This is a genomic window from Erythrobacter sp. WG (assembly GCF_026586795.1).
In the GTDB taxonomy this organism is placed as follows: domain Bacteria; phylum Pseudomonadota; class Alphaproteobacteria; order Sphingomonadales; family Sphingomonadaceae; genus Erythrobacter.
Genome location: NZ_JAPFGY010000003.1, coordinates 109,526 through 135,062, shown reverse-complemented (window position 1 = coordinate 135,062; position 25,537 = coordinate 109,526). Strand labels below are relative to the sequence as shown.

Annotated in this window: 20 protein-coding genes and 1 tRNA gene; 4 read left to right on the top strand and 17 right to left on the bottom strand. The window is 67.5% G+C overall.

Annotated features, from left to right (window positions below; genetic code table 11):
• Positions 1 to 53 precede the first annotated feature (53 nt).
• Positions 54 to 1,109 (bottom strand): lytic murein transglycosylase, encoded by a 1,056-nt coding sequence (locus tag OPU67_RS02735; protein WP_267617391.1) that lies wholly within the window; start codon positions 1,107 to 1,109, stop codon positions 54 to 56.
• A gap of 149 nt (positions 1,110 to 1,258) precedes the next feature.
• Between OPU67_RS02735 and OPU67_RS02730 the strand changes: the two genes are divergently transcribed.
• Positions 1,259 to 1,348, top strand: a tRNA-Ser gene (locus tag OPU67_RS02730).
• Positions 1,349 to 1,370: 22 nt separating this feature from the next.
• Here the strand turns inward: OPU67_RS02730 and OPU67_RS02725 are convergent.
• The 3 genes from OPU67_RS02725 to OPU67_RS02715 all read right to left on the bottom strand — a co-directional run bounded on the left by OPU67_RS02725 (position 1,371) and on the right by OPU67_RS02715 (position 5,354).
• Positions 1,371 to 2,174: a methyltransferase domain-containing protein gene (locus tag OPU67_RS02725; RefSeq protein WP_267617390.1), complete on the bottom strand. Its 804-nt coding sequence runs from the start codon at positions 2,172 to 2,174 to the stop codon at positions 1,371 to 1,373.
• A 302-nt stretch (positions 2,175 to 2,476) separates the two neighbouring features.
• The gene (lpdA, locus tag OPU67_RS02720; protein WP_267617389.1) at positions 2,477 to 3,886 is read right to left on the bottom strand and encodes a dihydrolipoyl dehydrogenase; all 1,410 of its coding nucleotides are present in this window, start codon (positions 3,884 to 3,886) and stop codon (positions 2,477 to 2,479) included.
• Positions 3,887 to 3,926: 40 nt separating this feature from the next.
• Positions 3,927 to 5,354, bottom strand: coding sequence for a 2-oxo acid dehydrogenase subunit E2 (locus OPU67_RS02715; RefSeq protein ID WP_267617387.1), 1,428 nt, complete (start codon positions 5,352 to 5,354; stop codon positions 3,927 to 3,929).
• Between the two features lie 137 nt (positions 5,355 to 5,491).
• Between OPU67_RS02715 and OPU67_RS02710 the strand changes: the two genes are divergently transcribed.
• Positions 5,492 to 5,944 carry a universal stress protein gene (locus OPU67_RS02710; protein ID WP_267617385.1) on the top strand — a complete coding sequence of 151 codons (453 nt, stop codon included), beginning with the start codon at positions 5,492 to 5,494 and terminating at the stop codon, positions 5,942 to 5,944.
• A gap of 10 nt (positions 5,945 to 5,954) precedes the next feature.
• On the opposite strand, the gene OPU67_RS02705 is transcribed toward OPU67_RS02710, so the two are convergent.
• The 9 genes from OPU67_RS02705 to radA all read right to left on the bottom strand — a co-directional run bounded on the left by OPU67_RS02705 (position 5,955) and on the right by radA (position 17,328).
• The gene (locus tag OPU67_RS02705; protein ID WP_267617383.1) at positions 5,955 to 8,348 is read right to left on the bottom strand and encodes a ribonuclease R family protein; all 2,394 of its coding nucleotides are present in this window, start codon (positions 8,346 to 8,348) and stop codon (positions 5,955 to 5,957) included.
• A gap of 94 nt (positions 8,349 to 8,442) precedes the next feature.
• Positions 8,443 to 9,801, bottom strand: a complete 1,359-nt coding sequence (locus OPU67_RS02700; RefSeq protein ID WP_267617381.1) for a M28 family peptidase — start codon at positions 9,799 to 9,801, stop codon at positions 8,443 to 8,445.
• Positions 9,802 to 9,922: 121 nt separating this feature from the next.
• Positions 9,923 to 11,467, bottom strand: coding sequence for a proline--tRNA ligase (gene proS / locus OPU67_RS02695; RefSeq protein ID WP_267617379.1), 1,545 nt, complete (start codon positions 11,465 to 11,467; stop codon positions 9,923 to 9,925).
• A gap of 60 nt (positions 11,468 to 11,527) precedes the next feature.
• Positions 11,528 to 12,109: a polyhydroxyalkanoate synthesis repressor PhaR gene (gene phaR / locus OPU67_RS02690; protein WP_267617378.1), complete on the bottom strand. Its 582-nt coding sequence runs from the start codon at positions 12,107 to 12,109 to the stop codon at positions 11,528 to 11,530.
• 75 nt (positions 12,110 to 12,184) lie between these two features.
• A complete protein-coding gene (alr, locus tag OPU67_RS02685) occupies positions 12,185 to 13,276 on the bottom strand; it encodes an alanine racemase (RefSeq protein ID WP_267617376.1) in 1,092 nt (363 codons plus the stop codon).
• Positions 13,269 to 14,900: an MFS transporter gene (locus OPU67_RS02680; RefSeq protein WP_267617375.1), complete on the bottom strand. Its 1,632-nt coding sequence runs from the start codon at positions 14,898 to 14,900 to the stop codon at positions 13,269 to 13,271. The genes alr and OPU67_RS02680 overlap by 8 nt, the downstream gene beginning before the upstream one ends.
• A gap of 50 nt (positions 14,901 to 14,950) precedes the next feature.
• Positions 14,951 to 15,394, bottom strand: a complete 444-nt coding sequence (locus OPU67_RS02675) for an iron-sulfur cluster assembly scaffold protein (RefSeq protein WP_267617374.1) — start codon at positions 15,392 to 15,394, stop codon at positions 14,951 to 14,953.
• Entirely contained in the window at positions 15,391 to 15,945 is a 555-nt protein-coding gene (locus OPU67_RS02670; protein WP_267617372.1) for a CvpA family protein, read from the bottom strand. Before OPU67_RS02670 ends, OPU67_RS02675 begins: the two co-directional genes overlap by 4 nt.
• A gap of 15 nt (positions 15,946 to 15,960) precedes the next feature.
• On the bottom strand, positions 15,961 to 17,328 hold the full coding sequence (gene radA / locus OPU67_RS02665; protein ID WP_267617370.1) for a DNA repair protein RadA: 1,368 nt from the start codon (positions 17,326 to 17,328) through the stop codon (positions 15,961 to 15,963).
• A 72-nt stretch (positions 17,329 to 17,400) separates the two neighbouring features.
• Between radA and OPU67_RS02660 the strand changes: the two genes are divergently transcribed.
• Positions 17,401 to 19,728, top strand: coding sequence for a patatin-like protein (locus OPU67_RS02660; RefSeq protein ID WP_267617368.1), 2,328 nt, complete (start codon positions 17,401 to 17,403; stop codon positions 19,726 to 19,728).
• Here the strand turns inward: OPU67_RS02660 and OPU67_RS02655 are convergent.
• From OPU67_RS02655 to dnaK, 4 genes are all read right to left on the bottom strand, one after another.
• Entirely contained in the window at positions 19,725 to 20,936 is a 1,212-nt protein-coding gene (locus tag OPU67_RS02655; RefSeq protein ID WP_267617367.1) for a hypothetical protein, read from the bottom strand. The genes OPU67_RS02660 and OPU67_RS02655 overlap by 4 nt on opposite strands.
• 73 nt (positions 20,937 to 21,009) lie before the next feature.
• Complete coding sequence (locus tag OPU67_RS02650) at positions 21,010 to 21,627, bottom strand: DUF6445 family protein (RefSeq protein ID WP_267617365.1); 618 nt, start codon at positions 21,625 to 21,627, stop codon at positions 21,010 to 21,012.
• A complete protein-coding gene (gene dnaJ / locus OPU67_RS02645) occupies positions 21,628 to 22,782 on the bottom strand; it encodes a molecular chaperone DnaJ (RefSeq protein WP_267617363.1) in 1,155 nt (384 codons plus the stop codon).
• Between the two features lie 91 nt (positions 22,783 to 22,873).
• Positions 22,874 to 24,796, bottom strand: a complete 1,923-nt coding sequence (gene dnaK / locus OPU67_RS02640) for a molecular chaperone DnaK (protein WP_267617361.1) — start codon at positions 24,794 to 24,796, stop codon at positions 22,874 to 22,876.
• Between the two features lie 169 nt (positions 24,797 to 24,965).
• On the opposite strand from dnaK, the gene OPU67_RS02635 reads away from it, so the two are divergent.
• A complete protein-coding gene (locus OPU67_RS02635) occupies positions 24,966 to 25,487 on the top strand; it encodes a copper chaperone PCu(A)C (protein WP_267617359.1) in 522 nt (173 codons plus the stop codon).
• The last annotated feature ends 50 nt before the right edge of the window (positions 25,488 to 25,537 follow it).

Sequence of the window (25,537 nt, the reverse complement as noted above, 5' to 3'; positions counted from 1 at the left end):
CACGGCGCGGCCTATACAGGCACCCCCCAGGATTTGCGAGGCAGGGGCGGGCTTCAGTTCACGATTTCGTCGGCGAGCAGGCCGACGCTCAGGGCATAATAGCTCGAACAATTGTATTCGAGGATCGCGCGGTAGTTGCCGGTGAGGAGCCAGGCCGGGGTACCTGGGCCGTCGGGCTGGAAGAATGACGCCATGACGTCATCGGCCAGCGCTCGCTGCGGGGTGACGCCCGCCGCGCGCCATTCTCCGACCGTCATCCAGCGACTGAGCCGCTCGTGAACCCGCGGACAGACGGGAGAGACGAGCCTGGTGCGATAGGCCGTGACGTCGAACCCGCTCGGGACGAAAGCGCGCACGCCCCACGGCTGTCCGGGACGCCAACCGGCGTCGCGAAAGTAGTTGGCGATGGAGGCGAAGGTGTCGGCCCTGTTGGTGAAGATGTCCGCCCGCCCGTCCCCGTCGCCGTCGGTCGCAAGCCGCAGGTAGACGCTGGGCAGGAACTGCGGGTTCCCGAAAGCACCGGCATAGGACCCGACCAGTTGCGAGCGGTCGTAGCCCTTGTCGGCGACCTTCATCAACGCCACGAACTCGTCGGCGAACAGTTCGCGGCGCCGCCCTTCCCAGGCCAGTGTGGCGAGACTGCGGGCGAGATCGAAGTCGCCCTTCACCCGCCCATAGCTGGTCTCGTGCCCGAAGATCGCGACAAGGATCGAACCCGGCACGCCATATTGCGCCTCGAGGCGGGCGAGGAGATCGCGATGCTGCGCATAGACCGCGCGCCCGCCGCCGATCCGCGCCGCATCGACATGGGCGGCGATATAGCCGGACATCGGCGGATAGCCGCGTGCAGTGCCGCTGCCAGGCTGGTTCTGGTCGAGGGCGATGACCCGCTGGTTCGGCGTGAGGCCCACGGTCATGCGCTCGATGGTGGCGGGGCGTACGCCTTCGGCCTGGGCGCGCGCCTTGAGGCGCTCGAGATAGGCCTCGAAACCGATGCCGTCGGCGCTGGTGGCCTGGGCCACGGCGGGCGCTTCGGCCGGCGCGACACCGAGTGCGGCGAAGCCGGCGAGAGCGAGGGCGGCGACGGCAGGAAGGAGGCGGGGAATCATGAGCCCAGGGATGTCACACCTTGCCTGAATTCCCAACAACCGAACCGCGGTTCTCCCCCCTGAGCCTCGGACATTCGGGAATTGGCTGCCGAGCGGTGCGTCAAGGCAGGTGACAAACCTGCGCGAGGCCGCTAGCCGAACGCGGCGCAGGACAGGTGGCCGAGTGGTTTAAGGCAGCGGTCTTGAAAACCGCCGTAGGTGCAAGCCTACCGTGGGTTCGAATCCCACCCTGTCCGCCAATCATCTCTCGCGGGCGTTCGATCAGGCAGGCGCTGGCACGCGTTCGAAGACGAAGTTGATATATTCTCCGTCGCGAACAGCTTGCCTTGCATGGAAACCCGTGCGCTCGGCAAGAATATACGGCGACTTTCCGAGCAGAAACAACGTGTGAAATCGCGTATCCGCATAGGCGTAATCATAACAGGGAGATGCGTGGGCCATCACTCCATCATCGGACAATATCGACTTGAAGTATTCAAACTCAGCGACAGGATCGCGGAAATGCTCGATGACATTGTTCGAAAAGATTGCGTTGAACCTGGCTGATATTTCATCTCGGTATTTGACGATCACGTCGGAGGTTTCACGAATGGACGGCTCATGTCCCCACACGTCGTAGCCTTGTTTCCGCAACTCGGGGATGGTCTCAGACCATGCGCCACAACCCCAATTGAGGTAGAGACCGCCTGACCGAGGTGACGTCGACAGGAACGTCCTAATCTCGTTAGTGGTGCTATCACCCTCACTATATCGAGAGTAAAGGAGGTCATAATCGGCAGTAACGAAGCTGTCGCTCAAATCCAGATACTTCTGGGGGCCGAATATGGCATCGCACTTGGGGCATTGATACCGCTCAAGCAAGCCGCCTCCGAATTGGCATTGTGACACGTGAACTGCGAACCCCGAACGGCCGTCGCGATGACCACAGATTATGCAATGCAGCTCCATTTTCGGAAGCATCAGCTCATAGACACGGTCGATTGCTTGCCAGAAAGCCTGAACCGAATAGGCCTCTACCAGCTTTACCTGAGCCTCGAGGCGCTCGAGGCGCTCATTGATGTTCATGCGGCGGCCTTGGAATTAAGAGATCCTGCCATTCTTGGCTGCGTGCCGGACGCTATCGCAGGGCATGGGGCTGCGCAATCAGCAATGCGCCAAGGGGGCTGCCCACGTTGCTCGGCATGTTTTCGCCCCGGGCGGCCGTGTTGCCACCCGGCGACGAGCGGCCGGCCGGGCTGATACGATCGGCACGGTCAGGCGCGTGAAGGTTCACGCACGCGAAGCTGACTGGCCTGGTACGCTGCGCAAGCAGCGGGACCCGCGATGCTCTTCGCTGGCCGGCACCACCGAGAGTCCCACGCTCGGCGTCAGAAGTGCAGCGCCCGCCCGTAGGCATCGAGCACGCTTTCGTGCATCATTTCGGAAAGCGTCGGGTGCGGGAAGACGGTGTGCATCAGTTCGGCCTCGGTGGTCTCGAGCACCTTGCCGATGGTGTAGCCGTGGATCAGCTCGGTCACCTCCGCGCCGATCATGTGCGCGCCCAGCAGCTCGCCCGTACTGGCGTCGAAGACGGTCTTGATGAAGCCCTCCGCCTCGCCCAGCGCGATGGCCTTGCCGTTGCCGATGAAGGGGAAGTTGCCGACGCGGACCTCGTGGCCGGCCTCCCTCGCTTTCGCCTCGGTCATGCCGACGCTGGCGATCTGCGGGTGGCAATAGGTGCACCCCGGGATCGCCAGTCGGTTCAGGGGGTGGGGATGGACCTCGGTGTTGCCGAGCTCCTGCGCGATCGCCTCGGCGGCGGTGACGCCCTCGTGGCTCGCCTTGTGCGCCAGCCACGGTCCCGGGGTGCAGTCGCCGATCGCCCACAGGCCCGGCGCGCCGGTGCGGCCATAGGGGTCGATCTGGATGAAGCCGCGGTCCATCTCGACATGACCTTCGAGGCCGATGTTCTCGGTGTTGGGCACGATGCCGATGGCGACGATCACGTGGGTGTAGTCGCTGGTTGTGCTGGCGCCCGCCTTGTCCTTGATCGTTGCCCTGATGCCGCTGTCCGAGACCTTCAGCGCCTCGACCCCGGCGCCGGTCATGATCGTGATGCCCTGCTTCTTGAGGCATTTCTCGAGGAAGGTTGAAACGTCCGCATCCTCCACTGGGACGATCCGGTCGAGCATTTCCACCACAGTCACCTCGCTGCCGAGATCGTTGTAGAAGCTCGCGAATTCGATCCCAATCGCGCCCGATCCGATCACCAGCAGCTTTTCCGGCAGTTCGGTGGGGGTCATGGCGTGGCGATAGGTCCAGACGCGCTTGCCGTCGGCCGGCGCGAAGGGCAGGTCGCGGGCGCGCGCGCCGGTGGCAAGGATCAGGTGCTTGGCGGTGAGCTGCTCCTCGCCCTTGTCGGAGGTGACGGTTAGCGCGGTCGGCCCGGTCAGCCGCCCCTCACCCATGTGCACGGCGATCTTGTTCTTCTTCATCAGGTGCGTGACGCCCTGGTTCAATTGCTTCGCCACCCCGCGGCTACGCTTGACGATGGCAGAAAGGTCCGCCTCGATCCCTTGCGCGACGAGGCCGTAGTCGCCCGCGTGCTGCATATAGTGGAAGATTTCGGCCGAGCGCAGCATCGCCTTGGTCGGGATGCAGCCCCAATTGAGGCAGATGCCGCCGAGGTTCTCGCGTTCGACGATGGCGGTCTTCAGCCCGAGCTGCGCACAGCGGATCGCCGCGACATAGCCGCCGGGGCCCGAGCCCAGCACGATCACGTCATATTCTGTCGCCATTGGTGTCATCCTTGGGGAGGAAAGGGAGGTGGGCGGCGGCCTAGACCACCAGCCCCATGGGGTTCTCGACCAGCTGCTTGATCGCTTCCATCAGCTGCGCGCCGTCGGCGCCGTCGATGGCGCGGTGATCGAAGCTTCCCGAAGCGTGGAGCACCGTCGCCACCTCGATCGCGCCGTTCACCACATAGGGCTGCTGCTGGCCCGCGCCGACCGCAAGGATCATGCCCTGCGGCGGGTTGATCACCGCGTCGAACTGCTTGATCCCGTACATGCCGAGATTGGAGAGGCTCGCCGTGCCGCCCTGGTATTCGTGCGGCATCAGCTTGCCGTCGCGCGCCTTGCCGGCGAGCGTCTTCATCTCGGTCGAGATTGCGGCAAGACCCTTTGTGTCGGCGCGGGTGATGACGGGCGTAATGAGGCCCGAGGGCGCAGCGACCGCCACCGAAATGTCGGCGCGCTCGTAGCGGCGCAGCGTGTCGCCCTGGTAGCTGACATTGCACTGCGGCACCCGCATCAGCGCGCGGGCGAGCGCCTTGATGAGCAGGTCGTTGACCGACAGCTTCACCCCGTCGGGCTCCAGCGACTTGTTCAGTTCCGCGCGCAGTTTGAGCAGCGGATCGAGCCGGATGTCGATGGTGAGATAGAAGTGCGGAACGGTCTGCTTGCTTTCGGTCAGGCGGCGGGCGATGACCTTGCGCACGCCCGAAAGCTTCTCGTCGGTGAAGGGCGCCCCGCCCTCGATCGCCGGGGCCGGAGCGGGCGCAGGGGCTGCTGCGGGCGCATCGGCTGCGGGCGAAGGCGACGCAGCGGGTGCTGGCGCGGGCGCGGAGGCAGCTGGCGCAGGGGTGAAGTTGTCGATGTCGTCCTTGACGATCCGGCCATTGGGGCCGCTGCCCTTCACCTGCGCAAGGTCGATGCCCTTCTCGCCGGCGATGCGCTTGGCGAGCGGCGAGGCGATGATGCGATCGCCCGAAGCGGCGCTCGCCGCCGCCGTGCCGCCACCGGCCATCGCGGCCTCGACGTCCTGCTTGGCGATCTTGCCCCCGGGCCCGCTGCCGGTGAGGCTGTCCAGCGCGATCCCGTTCTGCTCGGCAAGCCTTTTGGCAAGCGGCGTGGCGGCAGGAGCATCCTTCGTCGGGGAGGCCTCTGGCGCGCTCGCTGCCGGCGCGGGCGCGGGTGCAGGCGCTTCGGCGGGCGCCGGAGCCGGTGCGCTGGCGGTCTCCTCACCCTCGACCGTCAGCCGCGCGATCACCGCGCCGACCTTCACGCCCTCGGTACCCTCCTCGACAAGGATCTCCGCGATCACGCCCTCGTCGACCGCCTCGAACTCCATGGTCGCCTTATCGGTCTCGATCTCGGCCATCACGTCGCCCGAGGCGACCGTATCGCCGACCTTCACCAGCCAGCGGGCCAGGGTGCCCTCCTCCATGGTGGGCGACAGAGCCGGCATCTTGATGTCGAGGGCCATGATCCGCTGATACTCCCGTAATCGATCCTGCCCGGGTCTCTGGCCAATTCCCCCGGTCCGGGCAAGGGGTCAGAGCCCGAAGGACTTGCCAATCCATACGAATGCATTGATACCCTCGCCTCCACAGGGGCCCCGATATGCGCACATTCCTGGTCATCATCGACGAGAGCGAGGAAGCGACCGCCGCGCTGCGCTATGCCGCGAGGCGCGCGGCGGCGGTGGGGGGCGCGGTGCACCTGCTCGCGCTCGTGGGGCAGCAGAATTTCTCGGCCTTCGGCGCGGTGCAGGCAACCATCGAGGCCGAGGCCCGCGACCGGGCCGAGATGCTCGCCCACGGGGTGGCGGGGAACCTGCTGGCGGAGAGCGGGATCATGCCGACCATCTCGGTCAAGATCGGCTCCGGCCAGAAGATCGTCAGCGAGTTTCTCGCCGAGCATTCGGAAGTCGCCGCCCTGGTGCTCGGAGCGGCCAAGGGGACGACGCCGGGGCCGCTGGTGACGCATTTCTCGGCGGCGGCAGGATCGTTGCCCTGCCCGCTCTATATCGTCCCGGCTGATTACGACGAGGCCAAGGCCGACCACGGCGCCTGATCTCGCAGGATTACTTCTTGCGCCCCTGATGACGGATGTTGCCCGGCCGCCCGCGTTTGCCGACCATGAACTTGCCGGCTTTCTTCGGCGGCCCGCCGGAGGAGCGGCGCCGCTCGTCCGGCCTCGCGCCGCGCGGCTCGATGGCGCCGCTGTCCGCATCGGGGAGCACGAACTTGAGCGAGCCGGTCAACGCATTGGCCTCGGCCAACCGCAGCTTCAGCCGGTCGCCGGTCGCGTAGGTCGTCCCGCTGTCGGTGCCGACCAGCGCCTTCGCCGCCTCGTCGTGGCGGAAGTACTCACTGCCCAGGGTGGAGATCGGCACCAACCCGTCGCCGCCGAGGCCGGTAATGGTGGCGAAGAAGCCGAAGCTCTGCACCCCGGTGATCCGCGTATCGAACACCTCGCCGACGCGGCCTAAAAGCCAGGCGGCGACGTAGCGGTCGATGGTGTCGCGCTCGGCCTCCATGGCGCGGCGTTCGGTCTGGCTGATCGCGTCCGAGACCTGTTCCAGGCTAGCCCTGTCGCGGTCGGAGAGGCCGCTGGTTGCCGGGATCGAGCCGGGAGGCGCGGGCTGTTCGAGCTTGTAGGCATCGACCAGCGCGCGGTGCACCAGAAGGTCGGAATAGCGGCGGATCGGCGAGGTGAAATGGGCGTAGCTGCCCAGGCTGAGGCCGAAGTGCCCGGCATTGGCGGGGCCGTAATAGGCCTGCGTCTGGCTTCTGAGCACCGCCTCCATGACAAGCGCCTTCTCGGCCTCGTCGGAAATGTCCTTGAGCATCCGGTTGAACAGGCCGGGCGTCACCACCTGGCCAAGGGCGAGCTTCTTGCCCATCGTGGCGAGGTAATCGCGCAGCGCGATGAGCTTCTCGCGGCTCGGCGGCTCGTGGATGCGATAGACCACCGGCGCGGTTTTCGCTTCCAGTGCCTTGGCCGCCGCGACGTTGGCTGCGATCATGAAGTCCTCGACCACGCGGTGCGCATCGAGGCGTTCGCGGATCGCGATGGAAGCGATGCGGCCCTGCTCGTCGAGCACCACGCGGCGTTCGGGCAGTTCGAGCTCGAGCGGATCGCGGGCATCGCGCGCGGCGGCGAGCGCGCGCCACGCGGCCCAGAGGTTCTGGAGTATCTGCCGAACATCATCTCCCCCTCCCTTGAGGGAGGGGGTCGGGGGGTGGGTGTTCGACATATCACTCGCGGAACCCCCATCCCCAACCCCTCCCCCCGAGGGAAGGGGCTTACTGTTCACAATCGCCTGCGCATCCTCATAGGCGATATTGCGGGCGATCCGCACCAGCGCGCGGGTGAAGCGGAAACTGCTCACCTTGCCGTCGGCATTGATGTGCAGGTGGCAGGCCATCGCCGCCCGGTCCTCGCCCTCCTTGAGCGAGCAGACGTCTGCGCTCAGCACCTCGGGCAGCATCGGCACGACGCGGTCGGGGAAGTAGACCGAGTTGCCGCGCTTCCTCGCCTCGCGGTCGAGCGCGGAGCCGGGGCGCACGTAGAAGCTGACATCGGCAATGGCGACCAGCGCGTTGAACCCGCCCTGCCCGTCGGGCTCGGCCCAGATCGCGTCATCGTGATCGCGGGCGTCGGCAGGGTCGATGGCGACGATGGGCAGGTGCCGCAGATCCTCGCGCGTCTTCTCGGACAGCTTCAGCTTGGCGGCGCGCGGGGCTTCTTCCAGCACCTCCTCGGGGAAGATGTGCGGGATGCCGTGCTTGGCGATGGCGATCAGGCTGAAGCTGCGCGGCGCGAGCGGATCGCCCACCACCTCGATCACCTTCACGCCCGCGCGTTCGGAGCGCCCCACCCGCTCGGCGATCACCAGCTGGCCTTCCTCCGCCGCGCCCAGATCGGCAATCGGCGAGGACTGGCGCACCCGCTTGTCGACCGGCGCGAGCCATGCCTTGCCGGTCTTGTCGATCTCGACAATCCCCATCAGGCCCTCAGTCCGCGCCGGGAGCTTCTTCATCGGATGTGCGATCCACCCGCGCTCGGTTTCCTCGGTGCGGGCGAGGATACGGTCGCCGCGCTTGAGTGCCGGGGGACGCTTGGCGCCACGCACCTTCGGCTCGCGCACGATCAGGCGCGGCGGCTTGCCGGGGGCCTCGGGGTCCCAATTGTCGGGCTCGGCGATCAACTCGCCATCATCGACATCGACGATCCGGAGCGTCGTCACCTTCGGCACCCCGCCCATGCGGTGATAGGCGCTCTTCTTCCCGTCGATCAGGCCCTCCTCGGCCATGTCCTTGAGCAGGGCCTTGAGCTTGATTTTCTCTTGCCCCTTCAGCCCGAAAGCCTTGGCGATCTCACGCTTGCCGGCGGGAATGTCGGAGGACTGGATGAAGTCGAGCACCTGCTGGCGCGTCGGCATCCCCTGGGGGAGCTTGGGGGGTTTTGGCATAGGTCGACCCTATTCCCCCGACCCGTTCGTGTCGAGCGCAGTCGAGATACCTTGCGCTGAGCGGCCTCTCGACTTTGCTCGAGGCGAACGGGGCTCAATCTTTCGCCACCGGCGCAAACGCCCCGCCGGGGACCGCGCTGGAAACGGGCGAGCACCACGCGCCCGCACAGGCAGAGACGCCGAAGATCCAGTCATCGCCGCGCAGCGGGATCACCACGCCCAGTTCACCCGCGCCCGCGCCTGCGATCTCCTCCATCGACGATCCGTTCCAGCTCTCCGTCCGATTATCGGCTCTCCAGTAAGGTTCATCCGGTCGGCGGATATGGATCTTGTAGCTCTCGGCCGCCACCGTCTGCCAGGTGAGCGCGGTATCCACCCTGACCGCGGCATCAACGCTCACCCTGGGCGGCATCGGCGCGCGGGCGAGCGCATCCAATGCGCGCACATTGAGCTTGGTCACCCCGGCAAGATAGGCGAAATCCATCTCCTCGATCGTATCGCCGTAGAATACTCCGTTCTCGGTGCGGACATCCTGGTGCTGGTGGTCGTAATCCTCGACCCCCACCGAGAAGCGGATCGCGGGGTAGCCCTTCTGGAGGAACGGCACCTGATCCCCGCCGCGCCCCATGCGGTCGGTGCGCCAGATCTGGCGGACTTGCAGGCCGTCCGGGTGCTTTTCCGCCAGCCCCGCCACCCAGCGCGAGAGGTTGCGGCTCGGCGTGTCGTTCTCGCCGCCGAAGCGGGTGGCGGCGGCGCGCAGGCGGTCGGTGAGATCGGCGCGCGGGCCTTCGGAGAAGACGCGCACAAGCTTGGGCTCGCAATAGCCGTCGGACCCGCAGGAATTGCCGACGATGTCGTTGTTGAGCACAGCCTTGACCGTAAAGCCTTGGCGCTCGGCCCAACTCGCCAGAATCTGCCCGCCGTGAAGCCCCTGCTCCTCGCCCGAGAGCAGGGCGTAGATGATCGTGGTGGGATATTCTTGGCCGGAGAGCACCCGCGCGGCTTCCAGCACCAATGCGGTGCCAGAGCCATCGTCATTGGCGCCGGGGGCATCGGAGACCGCGTCCATCACGTCGGTCACGCGGCTGTCGATGTGGCCCTGCACGATCACGACTTCGTTCGGCCGCTCGCTCCCGCGCTGGATGGCGACAGCATTGCGCACCAGCGTCGGGGTCGGCACGCGCGGGCCGGTGATGGTCTCGCCCACCGGGAGCACCTCGAGGCAACCGCCGCACTTCGCGCCGATCCGCTTGAACTCCGCCAACCCCCAATCGACCGCCGCGCCGATCCCGCGCTTCGGGTCAGTCTGCGAGGACAGCGTGTGGCGCGTGCCGAAGCTGACGAGGGTTTCGACGTCCTGCTCCAGCCGTTCGGCAGAGACATTGTCAGCGGGGTGGGTTTGGGCCGCAAGGGGCGTCGCTGCGAGGGCGGCGAGGAGGATGAATCTGCGCATGCCAGTCTTGTCGCGTTCGGGCCTCGCAAACACAACCCTCGTCATCCCCGCGCAGGCGGGGATCCAGCTTGCTTCGCGAGGGAGCTGGATCCCCGCCTGCGCGGGGGTGGCGATATGGGCGTTAGTAAGCCCGCGCCACCAGAATGCGCTCGGTCGCAGGCGCGCCGGTGAAGATGCAGGCGCCTGTGGCGGGCTCCGCGCCACGCGGCACGTTGCGGATGGTGAGCTTCACCGCCTTCAGCTTCTCGACCACCTTTTCCAGCGCGTCACCCGTAGGCTTTGACCACTCGACCTCAACCCAGCCCGGATACTTCCCGCCCTTCTCGAAGTGATCGACCACCAGCTGCCAATCGGTCACACCGCGGGTGATGTTGGCATCGCGGCGCGCCTTGGCTTCGTCATACAGGCTCTGCTGGATCGCTTCGAGAACCGCGCCCGCTTCGGCGACGAAATCGGCGTGCTTGGGATATGTGAAGGCGGGTTTGCCGTTGGCCGCGTTCCACAGCTGGTCGCGGCGCAGCACGGCGATCTTGCCCTCGCCCATGTCGCGCGGGCCGACCTCGATGATGATCGGCGCGCCCTTGCGCACCCAGTCCCAGCGCTTGGCGGCGGCCTTGCCCGGCTTGGTGTCGAGCAACACGCGCACGCGCTCCCCGAGCGCGTGCGCCTTCGCCAGCGCGCCGCGCACCTCTTCGCAATATGCGAGGAGCTCCGCGTCTCCCGGGGCCTCGCGCAGCATCGGGATGATGACGATCTGCTGGGGGGCGATGGCCGGGGGCACGCGCAAGCCGTCGTCATCGCCGTGGGTCATGATGACCCCGCCGATCAGCCGCGTCGAGACGCCCCAGCTGGTGGTGTGGCAAAATTGCTGGCTGCCCTCGCGGTCCTGGAACTGGATGCCCGCCGCATGCGCGAAGTTGGTGCCGAGATAGTGCGAAGTGCCCGCCTGCAATGCCTTGCCGTCCTGCATCATCGCTTCGATCGACCAGGTCTCGACCGCACCGGGGAAACGCTCGTTCTCCGGCTTCTCGCCCGCGATCACGGGCAGCGCGAGGTCATCCTCGGCGCAGGCGCGGTACATTTCCAGCGCGCGGTGGGTTTCGGCGAGCGCGTCCTCGCGGGTCTCGTGCGCGGTGTGGCCTTCCTGCCAGAGGAATTCGCTGGTGCGCAGGAACATCCGCGTGCGCATTTCCCAGCGCACGACGTTGGCCCACTGGTTGGTGAGCAGCGGCAGGTCACGCCACGACTGCACCCAGCGCGCCATCGCATCGCCGATGATCGTCTCGGAGGTCGGGCGGACGACCAGCGGTTCTTCCAGCTTCGCCTCGGGATCGGGGATCAGCCCGCCCTTGCCATCCGCGATCAACCGGTGGTGGGTGACGACCGCCATTTCCTTGGCGAAGCCCTCGACATGTTCGGCCTCGCGGGTGAAATTGGCGAGCGGGATGAACAGCGGGAAGTAGCAGTTCTGCACGCCTGCCGCCTTGATCCGGTCGTCCATCAACCGCTGGATGCGCTCCCAGATCCCGTAGCCCCACGGCTTGATCACCATGCAGCCGCGCACCCCCGATTCCTCGGCGAGGTCGGCGGCGGAGATAACCTCCTGGTACCACTTGGCGAAATCGTCTTCGCGCTTGACGGTGAGCGCGTGGCGGATCTGGGACACGGGGTATTCTTCCTGCTGACACGGTTGCGGCCCTGCGCCGCGAGCGCGCCGCCTTTCCCGTTATTTGCTCAAGTCGTCCAGCTTCTTTTGCATGGCGGCCATCTGCTCGCGCAGCGCCGCGATCTCGTCGCGGCTTTCCGGAGCCGCCGATGGCGCTGCGGGCTTGGCCTTGCCCTTGCCCAGCCCCGGCATGAACACGTCGGCCGCGGCGCGCATCATCGCCATGTTGGTCTCGTGGATCGCGGCGAAGGGCGTCGCGCTGATGCCCTTCTCGAAGGCTTCGCGGATCTTCGTCTGGTTGTCGCGGAAATGGGCCATGCTCGCCTCGAGATAGGAAGGCATCATCGCCTGCATCGAATTGCCGTACATCCCGATCAGCTGCCTGAGGAAGCTCACCGGGAGCATCTGCTGGCTGCCGTTGGCCTCCTCGTCCATGATGATCTGGGTGAGTATCGAATGGGTGATGTCGTCGCCGGTCTTGGCGTCGAGCACCTGAAACTCGACGTTCTCGCGCACCATGCGGGCAAGATCCTCGAGCGTGATGTAGCTGGAGGAGGCGGTGTTGTAGAGCCGCCGGTTGGCGTACTTCTTGATGGTGATGGCCTCGCCCTCAGCCGATGCTGCTTTCGTCCTGCCAGCCATGGTGCTTATTCGACCCTCTTGTTGCGCATCGCGAGGTCTTAGCACCCGCACACATTGCAGCGCAACAAGCGCTCGTCATAACGCCGCGGTACGGCGCAGACGAGTGCCGATGACGGTCAGCATCTCATAGGGCGAAAGGCCCGATTGCTGCGCTGCATCGGCGGGGTTCCACGGTACGCCGAGCCAGTCACCCGCGCGCAGGTCCGGCGCTTCGCCGAGGTCGACGACCACCATATCCATCGACACCTTGCCGAGGATCGGCAGGCGGCGGCCCTCGTGGTGGAAGGCATTCCCGGGCCCGCGCTGGCGCAGGAACCCGTCGGCATAGCCGATCGATACCGTGCCGACGCGCATATGGGTGGGCGCGATGAAGGTCGCATTGTACCCCACACCCTCGCCTGGCGCGATGTTGCGGCATTGCAGCAGCTGCGCCGCGATCATGGCGACCGGGCGGATCGCTTCGGCGAGTTCCGCACGCGGGACGCCGCCATAAAGCGCGAGGCCGGGACGGGTCATGTCGAAGGCGAAGGCCGCACCCAGCGCGATGCCGGCGCTGTTGGCGAGGCTGAGGCGACGGTGGGGCACTTGCTGCGCCGCCTCGCCCAGCAGTTCGGCCTGCATCCGGTTCATCGCCGTCGTCTCGTCGGCGCTGGCAAGGTGACTCATGAGCAGGTCGACACGGAGCGCGGCGATCGCGGGATCGCCGAGTTCACAGAGCGCCACGCCGAGGCGGTTGATGCCGGTGTCGACCATCAGGTGGCAGGGCCCCCCGCCAGTCGCAGTCCACACGCCCGCCTGCTCCAGCGAGTTTATCACCGGGATGGCTCCCGTGGCGCGGGCAAAGGCGCAGTCGGCCTCGCTGAGGGGGCCATGAAGTACCGCGATCTGCCCGCCCGCAACGTGGACGGCGACCGCGGCGACCTCGCCCCAGTGAGCGACGAAGAAGGTCTCGCACCCCGCATCGCGGAGCACCGGCACGCAGGTGTCGACGCCGAGCCCGTAGGCGTCCGCCTTGACCGCCGCGCCGGCCCGCGCCGATCCGGAGAGCGCGTTAAGGCTGCGCCAGTTGGCCGCCAGCGCGTCCCTGTCGACGTTCAGGCGCAAGGTGGATGCGGGCAGGTGAGGGTCCGATTGCGGGGCCATCCGCGGCAAATAGCTGTCAATCATCCACAAAGTCTCGCGGCGGCCCACCGGGAATACCCCACCATGCGACAAGCAGCCCGAAGGCGACCACGGCCCAGGTGTACCACAGGCCCGCATAGATATCGCCGGTCCGCGCGACGATCACCCCGGCGATGAGCGGCAGGAATCCGCCGAGGTAGCCCGCCCCGATATGATAGGGGATCGACATCGAGGAATAGCGGATGCGCGGCGGGAACATCTCCGACAACAGCGCCGCGACCGAACCATAGGTCAGCGCCGAGAGCATCCCGAGGCCCAGCAGAACCGCGATGATCCCGAGGATGCCGATCAGCGGGGGCTGCTGCTTGGAAAAATCGAAGCCGTGCACCGCCAGCGCGTCCTGCAAGCCCTGCTTGCGCGCCGCACCGTCGGTCAGCCATTCGGGCGAGATGGCGATCGGCTGCCCGCCGGCGGTCACGCTCAGCGTCTCGGCGGGGGTGAGCGTGTAGGTCACCCCGGCCGCCGTCAGCGTCTCGAGGATCTTGCCGCAGTCCGTCTGCTCGCGCTTGAACATTTCGGCGAAGGGATCGGTCTGGCAGGCCGGGCCGCTCACCGCCACCGGCGCGCGCCGCGATGCCTCGGCAAGGCCGGGGTTGGCGAAGTGACCCAGCGCCCAGAACAGCGGGAAGAGCAGCGCCAGCGTCAGGATCGCGCCGACGATGATAGGGGTCTTGCGCCCGACCCGGTCCGACCACTTGCCGACAAGGAGGTAGAAACTCATCGCGATCAGCCCCGAGACGAGCAGCACGAGCTCGACCGTGAGATCATCGACGTGCATCGGCCCGCGCAGAAAGCTCATCCCCGAGAAGAAGGCGGTGTACCAGATCGTCGTCAGCACCCCGGCGATCCCGAACAGCGCGACGAAGATGCGCTTGGGGTTGCCGGGATAGGTGAAGCTTTCGATGAAGGGATTGCCCGAGGTCTCGCCGGCGGCCTTCATCGCCTGGAACACCGGACTTTCGGAAAGCTTGAGGCGCATCCACAGCGAGATGCCGAGCAGGATCAGCGAAAGCAGGAAGGGCACGCGCCAGCCCCAGGCGGCGAAGGCCTCGGCCGGGATCAGCGCGCGGCAGGCGATCACCACCATGATCGACAGCACAAAGCCGCCCGCCACGCTTGCCTGGATGAAGCTCGTGTAGAAGCCGCGCTTTTCCGGGGGGGCGTGCTCGGCGACGTAGATCGCCGCGCCGCCGTATTCGCCGCCCAGCGCGAGGCCCTGGATGATGCGCAGCAGGATAACGATGATCGGCGCCGCCATGCCGATCGTCGCGACCGTCGGGATCAGGCCCACCCCCGCCGTCGCGATGCCCATCAGCGTGACGGTAACGAGGAAGGTGTACTTGCGCCCCAGCCGGTCGCCGAGGAAGCCGAACAGCACCGCTCCGATCGGCCGGAAGGCAAAGCCCACAGCGAAGGTTGACCAGACCAGCAGCAGGCCCAGCGTCTCGTTGTCGGTGGCGTAGAAGGCGTCCTTGAGGATGTAGGCGAGCGTGCCGTAGATGAAGAAATCGTACCATTCGAAGATCGTGCCCGCGCTCGAGGCGCCGATCACCAGGCGGATTTCCTTGTCGCTCGGCTCGCGGCTGCCGAGCGCCTGCGCTTCCAACATATCCCTTGCATCCCCTTCGTCGCCGCTTGGCGACCTCTTGCACCTCGTCCCTAGCGCTTGCCCACGGCTTGGGAAAGCGCCTCGCGCGCGGCCTTCCACGGGATGAGCAGCGCCTCATGGCGTCCGGGATGAGCGCGCGCGGGGGCTAGCGGCGCGAGCCCCGGCCAGCCGCCGGGCAGCTCCCCCTGCCCCGCCAGCCAGGCTTGGAGCGCATCGGCGGTGGCGAGGATGCTGTCAGGTTCGGCCCCCTCGCTACCCTCGGCGAGCAAGGCGGCGGAGGCCTGCCCGATCGCGCAGGCGCTGACCCGCATCCCGATCCGGGCGATCCGCCCGTCCTCCGCCAAGGCAAGGCCGAGCGCGATGGTGCTGCCGCAGCTTCGCGAGCGCGCCTCGGCGGCGAGCGGCAGGTCGCCGGTCAGCGGGAAGCGAGCGAGGCCCGTTGCAAGGCCGAGCAGCGCGGGCGAATAGAGCTTCGCCGTGCCCGCGCCGCTCACCGCCGGCGCCGTGCGGCGCGCTCGGCCGCGGCCTCGCGCGCCTCGGCCTCGCTGCGCAGCCGGTCGCGGCGGATCGCGATCTGCGGCAGGAGCTGGCGCGAGAAGGCGTCGGCGGCGGCATAGGTGCGCGCGCCGCTGATCCAGGCCGGGCGCCCGTAATAGCCCCAGGTCTCGTCCATGCCGGTGACCAGCATGGCGAAGGCGAAGACCGCGATCAGCGCGCCCTTGATCGCGCCGAAGCCGAAGCCGAGCACCCGGTCGATGGGCCCGAGCACCGCGCCGTCGGACGCGCCGCTGACATTGCCGATGATGACCTTCATCGCCGCATAGGGAATGAGCAGCAGCAGCGCGAAGGCAAGCAGCGAGACGCCGGGTTCGCTCCGGTAGAAGGCGCGCAGGCCATCGGTCAGTGCGGGGTGGAGATAGTGGATCGCCAGTGCGGCCATGATCCACGAGGCGAGGCTCAGCACCTCCTGCACCAGCCCGCGCAGGAACCCGCCGATCGCGGCGATGATGACGATGATCGCGATGATGAGGTCGAGAAGCGCCATGGTGCAGCGCAACGATTATGCGCTGCCCACCACCTGGTCAACGAGGTTCGCGAGCGCGCCGAGGCCGCGATACTGGGCCCCGGCGCCTTCCTGCGCCGCGCCCGCCGGGCCATAGCAGCGCGCGAAGCCGAGCTTCGCCGCCTCGCGCAGCCGCAGCGGCGCGTGGGCGACGGGGCGGATCTCGCCCGCAAGGCTCACCTCGCCGAACCACGCGGCCTTGTCGGGCAGCGGCCGGTCGGCGAGCGCGGAGACCAGCGCGGCGGCCACGGCGAGATCGGCGGCCGGATCGGTCAGGCGGTAGCCCCCGGCGATGTTGAGATAGACCTCCGCCGAGGAGAAGTTGAGCCCGCAGCGCGATTCCAGCACCGCGAGGAGCATCGCGAGGCGCCCGGAGTCCCAGCCGACGACCGCCCGGCGCGGCGTCGCGCCCGATTGCAGGCGCACGATCAGCGCCTGGATCTCGACGAGCACCGGCCGCGTGCCCTCGAGCGCCGGGAACACCGCGCTCCCGGCGAGCGGAGTCTCGCGCCCGGAGAGGAACAGCAGCGAAGGGTTGGCGACTTCCTCCAGCCCCTCGCTGGCCATGGCAAAGACCCCGATCTCGTCGACCGCGCCGAAGCGGTTCTTGAGCGCGCGCAGGATGCGGTACTGGTGCGAGCGCTCGCCCTCGAAGCTCATCACCACATCCACCATGTGCTCGAGCACGCGCGGCCCCGCGATGGTGCCGTCCTTGGTGACGTGGCCGACCAGCACCAGCGCGCAGCCGCTCTCCTTGGCGTAGCGGATCAGCTCCAGCGCGCAGCCGCGCACCTGCGAGACGGTGCCCGGCGCGCCCTCGATGGTGTCGGAATGCATGGTCTGGATCGAATCGATTACCAGCAGCGCCGGGGGCGGCGCCATCGACAGCGTGGTCAGGATGTCGCGCACCGAGGTTTCCGAGGCGAGCCGGATCGGCGCGTCGGCCACCCCCATGCGGCTCGCGCGAAGGCGCACCTGCCCGGCCGCCTCCTCGCCGCTGACATAGACGACGTCATTGCCACCCCGCGCGATGGTCGCCGCGGTCTGGAGCAGCAGGGTCGACTTGCCGATCCCGGGATCGCCGCCCAAAAGCACTGCCGAACCCGGCACCAGCCCGCCGCCCAGCGCGCGGTCGAACTCGGCGAGCCCGGTGGACTTCCGCACCGGCAGCTGCGTCGGCGCATTCAGCGGCTCGAAGGCTACCGCCCGCCCGCCGCTCGACAGGTCGTGCTTCTGCGAGAACACCGTTGCCGGAACGTCCTCGACCAGCGTGTTCCATTGCCCGCAATCGGCGCATTGACCCTGCCAGCGGTGCGAGACCGAGCCGCATTCCTGGCACACATAGCGGCGCTTCGTTTTTGCCATATGTGCGTGCCATAAAGAGAACAGATGACGAACGCAATTGCATTGCGCCGCGCATCCCCGCTAGACAGCCTCATGCGCCAAAAGGAACTGCGCCTTGCTCTCGTGTGCTACGGCGGGGTCAGCCTTGCGGTCTATATGCACGGGATCACCAAGGAGGTCTGGCACCTCGCCCGGGCGAGCCGCGCCTTCCACCATCCCACAGCCGTGTCTCTGGACGGGTCGGCCGCCGCGTATCGCGACTTCCTCGGCCAGATCGAGCGCGATCATGGCCTGCGCCTGCGAGTGCTTCCCGACATCCTGACCGGGGCGAGCGCGGGAGGCATCAACGCGGTGTTCCTCGCCCAGGCGATTCATGCCGGGCACAGCCTCGAGCCGCTGACCGACCTGTGGCTGACAAACGCCGATGCCGAGGCGCTGACCGATCCGGAGGCCGAGCCCATGTGGCGCTACGCCAAGCTGTGGGCGCAGCCGATCGCCGAATGGTTCCTCTCGCGGCCGGGCAACGCGGTGAGCGCGACCGTCTCGCCGGAGACCCGTGCCGAGGTGCGCGCCAAGGTGTCCCGCCTCGTGCGCGGGCGCTGGTTCAGCCCGCCTTTTTCGGGCGAGAAATTCGCGATGATGCTCTACGAGGCGCTCGGCCGCATGGAGGAGGAGGGGGATGGCATCCCGCTGCTCCCCGAAGGCTACCCGATCGATCTCGCGGTCACGGCCACCGACTTTCGCGGCCACCCCGAGACGCTGCGGCTCCATTCCCCGCCGCAGGTCGAGGAGAGCGAACACCGCCTGCCGATCACCTTCCGCGCGCGGATCGGCCAAGGGGGCTCGGGGCGGCAGGGCGGCAGGCTTGCCGATCCGCTCGAACTGGTGCTGGCCGCGCGCGCCACGGCGAGCTTTCCGGGGGCCTTCCCGCCGCTCACCCTCGCGGAGATCGACCGCCTCGCCGAAGAGGTCGGCCATTGCTGGGAGACCCGCGAGGGGTTCCTGCGGCGCACCATGCCCGCCCATGTCGCGCGCGGCACGGTCAGCGAGGTCGCGCTGATCGACGGGGCGGTGCTGGTGGGCGCCCCCTTCGGCGCCGCGCTCGCCGCGCTCTACGGCCGCCCCGCGCAGCGCGAGGTGGACCGCCGCTTCGTCTACCTCGACCCCCGGCCCGAGGGCGCCGCGCCCACCCCGGCGATGCGCGCGCGCGAGGTCGGTTTCTTCGGCGCGATCTTCGGCGCGATCTCCACCATCCCGCGCGAACAGCCGATCCGCGACGATCTCGAACGTATCGCCCAGCAATCGCGCGATGCCGGGCGGCTGAAGCGGATCGTGATGGAATTGCAGCCCGATATCGACCGCGCGGTGGAAAAGCTGTTCGGCTACACCTTCCTCCTCGACCGCCCGACGCCCAAGCGCCTTGCAGGCTGGCGTGCGAAGGCGCAGCAGGCCGCGGCCGAGCGCGCGGGCTATGCCTTCGGCGCCTATGCGCTCACCAAGTTCGAGGGCATCCTCGACCAGCTCGCCGCGCTGACGCTCAAATCGGCAGGCCAGCCGATGGCCGACCCCGCCCCTCTCGCCCATGCCCTGCGCCGCGAGCTCGAGATGCGCGGGCTCACCCGCCTGACGGACGCGGGCGGCGGCGCGACGCCCGAGGCGATCGCCTTCTTCCGCGCGCATGACACCGGCTTCCGCATCCGGCGCCTGGAACTGCTCGCACGCAAGCTCGCGCGCGACTGGCAGCTCGATCCCGACATTCCCGAAGACGCCAGCGACCGCGCGCGCGACCGGCTCTACCAGATCCTCGCGCTCTACCATGCTGCCGACGAGGATGTGAGGAACTCCCCGCGCTTCGCCATCCTGGCGCTCGATGCGCTGAAGATGCCGGGCGCGGTGCTCGATCACCTCGCGACCCAGCGCCTGCTTCCGGCCACCGACCTCAAGGCCGAGGAGATGCTGATCGACGCGCTCGAGGATATGCCGCGCCTGCTCAAGCGGCGGATGCTGCTCACCTACCTCGGCTTTCCCTTCTACGACGTCGCCACCCTCCCCCTGTCGCGGCGCGAGGGTCTGGACGAGTTCAACCCGGTCAAGATCGACCGCATCTCCCCCGACGATGCGCTCAGCATCCGCGAAGGCGGGACGGCGGCGACATTGCGGGGCATCGAGTTCTACAATTTCGGCGCCTTCTTCAGCCGTGACTACCGCGAGAACGACTACCTGTGGGGCCGCCTCCACGGAGCAGAACGGATGATCGACCTGCTGGCGTCCACCGTCAACGGTGGCGTTGCGCCCGAAGCCTTGCGCGAAGGCAAGCGAGCGGCGTTCCTCGCGGTGCTCGACGAAGAGGAAGCATCAGGGCGATGCCAGCGCGGGCTCATCGATCAGATCCGGGCCGAGGTGCGCGAGAAGCTGGGTTAGACAACCCCGCTCCAATCGATCTCGCCTGCGGAATCGAGCAGCCACAGCATCACCGCCGCTCCGCATTGCTGCGAACGCGCCGTGCGACTGAACTTGCCATCGGCGACAAACTTGCCGCGATCATAATGCTGCGAGAAGCTCCACAGATAGGGTGTCGGGACGCCCAATTGCCGGTAGCCGAAGCCATTATAGGCCTCGAGCCGGTAGAGCGTGCGCTCGAGGCTCCAGTCGGTCTGCCCGGAAAAGCCCAAGAGCTTCATCGCATCGACAGCGCTCGATTCCCAGTCCGAGGGCGGCAGCCACGTGAGCGGACGTCCGGCGGGCACCTGCCGTGTGCGGGCTGACAGAGGAAAATCGCCGTTGTGGAGGTGAGCGCGGAAATTGAAGCTGGATTCGAGCGCGTGGGTGACGGCGATGAAGAACCAAGGCACCCCGGTGCGCGCGCTCGTGCGTTCATAACGATTGCGCGATCTGCGGATCATGGCGAGGTGGAATTCGGCCGCCTCGGCGCGTTCCGCGCGCACGGTGAGGCGAGAGAACAAGCGGCGATACTCCTCGCGCAGAGGATCGAAGGACCTGGCCCGGCTAAGCGGCGCATCGGGTTGCGTGTCGGGCATGGACTGAGGTGCCGAATCGTCGCCTGCCTCGGGAGGCGTGGGCACCTGCGGGAATGGTTGCACGACTTCCTGCGAGATTGTCGGGATGTCGGCCGCAATCCCTTGCCCGGCCAGAAACGACGCCCGCCGCAGCATTCCGCGCCGATCGGTGGCGGCGGGGGGCGGCGCCACGGCGAGGCGCAAGGCTTCGGGCAGTTCATGCTGCGTCAGGTGCAACTGCGCGAGCAACCCGCCCGCCTTGTCGGCGAGCGCGGGATCGATAGCCTCGGTACGGTCGATCAGGGCGACGAGGCGCGGCAGGACGGTCTGATAGATGGCCTCGTCAAGCGCATCGATCGGCGATAGCTTGCGCGGCGACAGGGGTGATGGCGGCAGGCGCTTGCGCTCGGCCTCGCGTTCCAGTGCGATGACGGATTCGGCAAGACGGGCATATTCCAGCGGCTTGCTCGGCAGAAGGTTGGCGAGTTCGTCGGGGATGTCGAGACCGAACAGTCGCTGGCTCTGGCCCGCTGCTGCCGCCGAACCGCCCAGCGCCGCAAGGGCCGCACCCGCCTTGATAAAAGCTCTTTTGCCGACAATCCCTCCGACCATCGCCGCCCCCCTTTGGAAGCGAAGATACCACTGGCGAGAGGACGAGTCATCCGCCGCTCCGCCAAAATGGCCATCAGGCGGCTGCGAAGAACAGCAGCATCACGAGGCGCGAATTCTCGGGGCTGGTGCCGAAGCCGGGGGCGGCGTTGTGGAACTGCCAGGGGGAAAACAGCAGCAGCCGGTTGAAGCGCGCCGGGATGCGCAGGGTGCGCTCCCACTTGGCGGGAAGGCAGGTGTCCTTGTTGACCACGTCCTCGATCAGCGCATTGACGTCGCCATAGCCCGAGGCGGCGACCTTCGCCGGATCCTGCGGCACGGCCTCGAGCCCGGTGCGCCTGTGGCGGAAGAAATCCGTGCCGCCCGCATCCGGCCGCGCGCAGTCCTCGGGTCGCGAGAGGTAGAGGATGCCGGAATAGGCGGCCGGGTCGACATGGACGCCGCTCCTGCCCTTGGCGCCCTTGCCCGTGAGGCGGCAGTGCCCGTGCTGCGTGCCGGGCGCCGGGCCGAGCGGGACGCCCAGCAGCCGCGAGACCGCCGCATCGATCGGCGCGGTGTCGAGCGCGCGGGTCGAGTTCAATCCGGGGAAATTGCCGTGCTGCTCGGCCGGGTCATAGCCGAGCCCGAGCGCCGCACGCCGCGCGGCCCAGGGGTCCGACAGGAAGTCGTCGACGATCAGCAGCGAGGGTAGCATCTAGCCCCCGAAGGCGTCCTTGAGCTTGGCGAAGAAGCTGCGGCTCTCGGGGCACTCGTCGCCGGTCTCGGTCGCCTTGAACTCCTCGAGGATTTCCTTCTGGCGCCGCGACAGCTTCGTGGGCGTCTCGACCACGATCTCGACCACCATGTCCCCGCGCCCGCGCCCTTGCAGCACCGGCATGCCCGCTCCGCGGATGCGCAGCTGCTTGCCCGACTGGATGCCGACCGGGATGTCGAGCCGGTTGGTCGAGCCGTCGAGGTCCGGGATCTCGACGCAGCCGCCCAGCGCCGCGGTGGTGAAGCTCACCGGCACGCGGGTGGCGAGCGTCGTGCCCTCGCGCTCGAACACCGGGTGCGGCGTCACGTGGAGGAAGATGTAAAGGTCGCCCGGCGGCGCCCCGCGCTGGCCTGCCTCGCCCTTGCCCGACAGGCGGATACGGGTGCCGGTGTCGACCCCTGCGGGGATATCGACCTTGAGGGTCTGCGGCTTGTCGACGCGGCCCTCGCCGCGGCACACGCGGCAGGGATTCTCGATCACCGTGCCGCGCCCGTTGCAGGTCGGGCACGGGCGTTCGATCACGAACAGGCCCTGCTTGGCGCGCACAGAGCCCATGCCGTGACACAGGTTGCACTGGCGTTCGCTGGTGCCGGGGGTTGCGCCGGTGCCGTCACAGGTGTCGCAAGGCGCGCTGACCTCGATCTCGATCTCGGTGGACTTGCCGTGGAAAGCCTCCTCGAGGCTCACCTGCATATCGTAGCGCAGGTCCGCCCCGCGCCGGTTCTGCGCGCGCTGCGCGCCGCCGCCGCCGCCGAAGGCGCTGCCGAAGATCGTCTCGAAGATGTCGCCAATGTCGGCAAAGTCGCCGCCTCCGCCGAAGCCGCCGCCACCAAAGCCGCCGCCACCACCGCCGTTCATCCCCTGGGTGAACGCCTGGTGGCCGAAACGATCATAGGCCGCGCGCTTCTGCGGGTCCTTGAGGCAGTCATAGGCCTCGTTGATCGCCTTGAACTTCGCCTCGCATTCCGCATCGCCCGGGTTGCGATCCGGGTGATACTTCATGGCGAGCTTGCGATAGGCGCTCTTCAGGGTGTTCCCGTCGCAGTCGCGGGTGACCTCGAGAAGCGAATAGTAATCGAGCTGGGCGCTGGACATGGTCGTGACCTATTCCCCGTTGCCACCGCCCGCCGCCGCGCCGGAGGGGTGCTCCGGGCGCTGCGGCGGGACGCTGGGTTGCATCGGGGCCTTAGCCCTTCTTGTCTTCGTCGACCTCGGAGAACTCGGCGTCGACGACGTCCTCGGCCGGCGCATCTTCAGCCGGGGCAGCCGCTTCACCCTCGGGGCCGGCGGCCGCTTGCGCTTCGTAGATCTGCTGGCCCATCTTCATCGCCGCCTGCGTGAGCGCCTGCGCCTTGGCGTTGATGTCGTCGGCATCGCCGCCCTCGAGCGCGGTCTTGACCTCTGCAATAGCCGCCTCGACGTCAGCCTTCGTGCCGGCGTCGATCTTGGCGCCGTGCTCCTCGAGCTGCTTCTCGGTCGCGTGGACGAGGCTGTCGGCCTGGTTGCGCGCTTCCGCGGCCGCCCGGCGCTTCTTGTCCTCCTCCGCGAACTTTTCGGCGTCCTTCACCATCTGGTCGATGTCAGCGTCGCTGAGACCGCCCGAGGCCTGGATCTTGATCGTCTGTTCCTTGCCGGTGCCCTTGTCGCGCGCCGAGACGCTGACGATGCCATTCGCGTCGATGTCGAAGGTCACTTCGATCTGCGGCACTCCGCGCGGCGCCGGGGGGATGCCGATCAGGTCGAAATTGCCGAGCAGCTTGTTGTCCGCCGCCATCTCGCGCTCGCCCTGATAGACCTTGATCGTCACCGCGTTCTGGTTGTCCTCGGCGGTCGAGTAGGTCTGGGTCTTCTTGGTCGGGATGGTGGTGTTGCGGTCGATCATGCGGGTGAACACGCCGCCCAGCGTCTCGATGCCGAGCGAGAGCGGGGTCACGTCGAGCAGCAGCACGTCCTTGACGTCGCCCTGAAGGACGCCCGCCTGGATCGCTGCGCCCATGGCGACGACTTCATCCGGGTTGACGCCGGTGTGCGGCTTGGCGCCGAAGAACTGCTCCACGACTTCGCGCACCTTGGGCATGCGGGTCATGCCGCCGACAAGAATGACCTCGTCGACCTGATCCTTGCTGATGCCCGCATCGGCGAGCGCCTTCTTGCAGGGCTCGAGCGTGCGCTGGATCAGCCCGTCGACCATCTTTTCGAGGTCGGCGCGGGTGATCGTCTCGACGAGGTGGAGCGGCGTGGTGGTGCCGCCTTCCATGCGCGCGGTGATGAAGGGCAGGTTGATTTCGGTGGTCGCCGCGCTCGACAGCTCGATCTTGGCCTTTTCCGCCGCTTCCTTCAGACGCTGAAGGGCGAGCTTGTCGGTCTTGAGGTCCATGCTCTCCTTCTTCTTGAAGGAGTCCGCGAGGAACTCGACGATCGCATTGTCGAAGTCCTCGCCGCCGAGGAAGGTGTCGCCGTTGGTCGACTTCACCTCGAACACGCCGTCCCCGATTTCAAGGATCGAGACGTCGAAGGTGCCGCCGCCAAGGTCGTAGACGGCGATGGTCTTGCCGTCTTCCTTGTCCATCCCGTACGCGAGCGCGGCAGCCGTCGGCTCGTTGATGATGCGCAGCACTTCGAGGCCCGCGATCTGGCCTGCGTCCTTGGTCGCCTGGCGCTGCGCGTCGTTGAAGTAGGCGGGCACGGTGATCACGGCCTGCGTCACGCTCTCGCCGAGGTAGCTCTCGGCGGTTTCCTTCATCTTCTGGAGGATGAAGGCACTGATCTGCGAGGGGCTGTAATCCTCACCACCGGCGTTGACCCACGCATCGCCGTTCTTGCCCTTGGTGATCTTGTAGGGGACGAGTTCCATGTCCTTCTTGGTCATGGGATCGTCGAACCGGCGGCCGATCAGGCGCTTGATCGCGAAGAGGGTGTTGTCGGGGTTGGTGACCGCCTGACGCTTGGCAGGCTGGCCAATCAGGCGCTGGCCATCCTTGGTGAAGGCGACGATCGAGGGCGTGGTGCGCGCGCCTTCCGAATTCTCGATGACCTTGGGCTTGCCGCCGTCCATGACTGCGACGCAGGAGTTGGTGGTGCCGAGGTCGATACCGATTACTTTACCCATTGTTTCCCCATCCATAAGGACATTGTTGGACACCGCTGCCGTCGGCTTCCCGGGACCCGGCAAAGCACCTTGGCGGCTCGTTTGTGAGGGCGATATAGGTGTGCTTTCGCTTGGCACAAGAGAGCCGCGCCTCTAGTTTCGGCACGCTTTCCACAAGGAGACAGTTCCCGTGATTTCCCTCCCCCGCGCCCTCCCGGTGGCCCTCGCCGCTGCCCTGCTGCCGCTTCTTTCCGCCTGTTCGGGGGGCAGCGATGCGCCTGCCCAGCAGGCCGAGGCCGGGACCGAGGCGGGGGCACAGGCCGGGGCGCCGGCGGCGGACGCGCTGACCGTCAGCAACGCCCGCGTGGTGCTCGCCCCCGTCGCGGGCAACCCGGCAGCGGCCTATTTCGACCTCGCCTACAGCGGCGCCGACGGCGTGAGCCTTACCGGCGTCGCGATCGAGGGCGCCGGGATGACGATGATCCACGACTATGCCGAGAACGCCGGCAAGATGCAGATGGTGATGGCCGACAAGGTGGCGCTTGCCACGAGTGCGCCGGTCAGCTTCGCGCCGGGCGGGCTGCACGTCATGGCGATGGATCCGGGCAGCGCCCTGACGCCGGGCGCGACGGCGAAGCTGACGCTGACCCTCTCCGACGGCAGCAGCAAGACGCTCGAGGCGCCGGTGCGGGCGGCCGGGGACGAGCGCTGAGGCCCGCGCTTGACGGGACCGGCCTGCCCGCCGCGGTCGCCCCCTGCCCG

What these genes read in the sequence shown, in the direction of transcription:
- OPU67_RS02735 (WP_267617391.1), bottom strand. Translation starts at nt 1,109, where the DNA reads ATGATTCCCCGCCTCCTTCCTGCCGTCGCCGCCCTCGCTCTCGCCGGC.
- OPU67_RS02725 (WP_267617390.1), bottom strand. Translation starts at nt 2,174, where the DNA reads ATGAACATCAATGAGCGCCTCGAGCGCCTCGAGGCTCAGGTAAAGCTG.
- lpdA (WP_267617389.1), bottom strand. Translation starts at nt 3,886, where the DNA reads ATGGCGACAGAATATGACGTGATCGTGCTGGGCTCGGGCCCCGGCGGC.
- OPU67_RS02715 (WP_267617387.1), bottom strand. Translation starts at nt 5,354, where the DNA reads ATGGCCCTCGACATCAAGATGCCGGCTCTGTCGCCCACCATGGAGGAG.
- OPU67_RS02710 (WP_267617385.1), top strand. Translation starts at nt 5,492, where the DNA reads ATGCGCACATTCCTGGTCATCATCGACGAGAGCGAGGAAGCGACCGCC.
- OPU67_RS02705 (WP_267617383.1), bottom strand. Translation starts at nt 8,348, where the DNA reads ATGCCAAAACCCCCCAAGCTCCCCCAGGGGATGCCGACGCGCCAGCAG.
- OPU67_RS02700 (WP_267617381.1), bottom strand. Translation starts at nt 9,801, where the DNA reads ATGCGCAGATTCATCCTCCTCGCCGCCCTCGCAGCGACGCCCCTTGCG.
- phaR (WP_267617378.1), bottom strand. Translation starts at nt 12,109, where the DNA reads ATGGCTGGCAGGACGAAAGCAGCATCGGCTGAGGGCGAGGCCATCACC.
- alr (WP_267617376.1), bottom strand. Translation starts at nt 13,276, where the DNA reads ATGATTGACAGCTATTTGCCGCGGATGGCCCCGCAATCGGACCCTCAC.
- OPU67_RS02680 (WP_267617375.1), bottom strand. Translation starts at nt 14,900, where the DNA reads ATGTTGGAAGCGCAGGCGCTCGGCAGCCGCGAGCCGAGCGACAAGGAA.
- OPU67_RS02670 (WP_267617372.1), bottom strand. Translation starts at nt 15,945, where the DNA reads ATGGCGCTTCTCGACCTCATCATCGCGATCATCGTCATCATCGCCGCG.
- radA (WP_267617370.1), bottom strand. Translation starts at nt 17,328, where the DNA reads ATGGCAAAAACGAAGCGCCGCTATGTGTGCCAGGAATGCGGCTCGGTC.
- OPU67_RS02660 (WP_267617368.1), top strand. Translation starts at nt 17,401, where the DNA reads ATGCGCCAAAAGGAACTGCGCCTTGCTCTCGTGTGCTACGGCGGGGTC.
- OPU67_RS02655 (WP_267617367.1), bottom strand. Translation starts at nt 20,936, where the DNA reads ATGGTCGGAGGGATTGTCGGCAAAAGAGCTTTTATCAAGGCGGGTGCG.
- OPU67_RS02650 (WP_267617365.1), bottom strand. Translation starts at nt 21,627, where the DNA reads ATGCTACCCTCGCTGCTGATCGTCGACGACTTCCTGTCGGACCCCTGG.
- dnaJ (WP_267617363.1), bottom strand. Translation starts at nt 22,782, where the DNA reads ATGTCCAGCGCCCAGCTCGATTACTATTCGCTTCTCGAGGTCACCCGC.
- dnaK (WP_267617361.1), bottom strand. Translation starts at nt 24,796, where the DNA reads ATGGGTAAAGTAATCGGTATCGACCTCGGCACCACCAACTCCTGCGTC.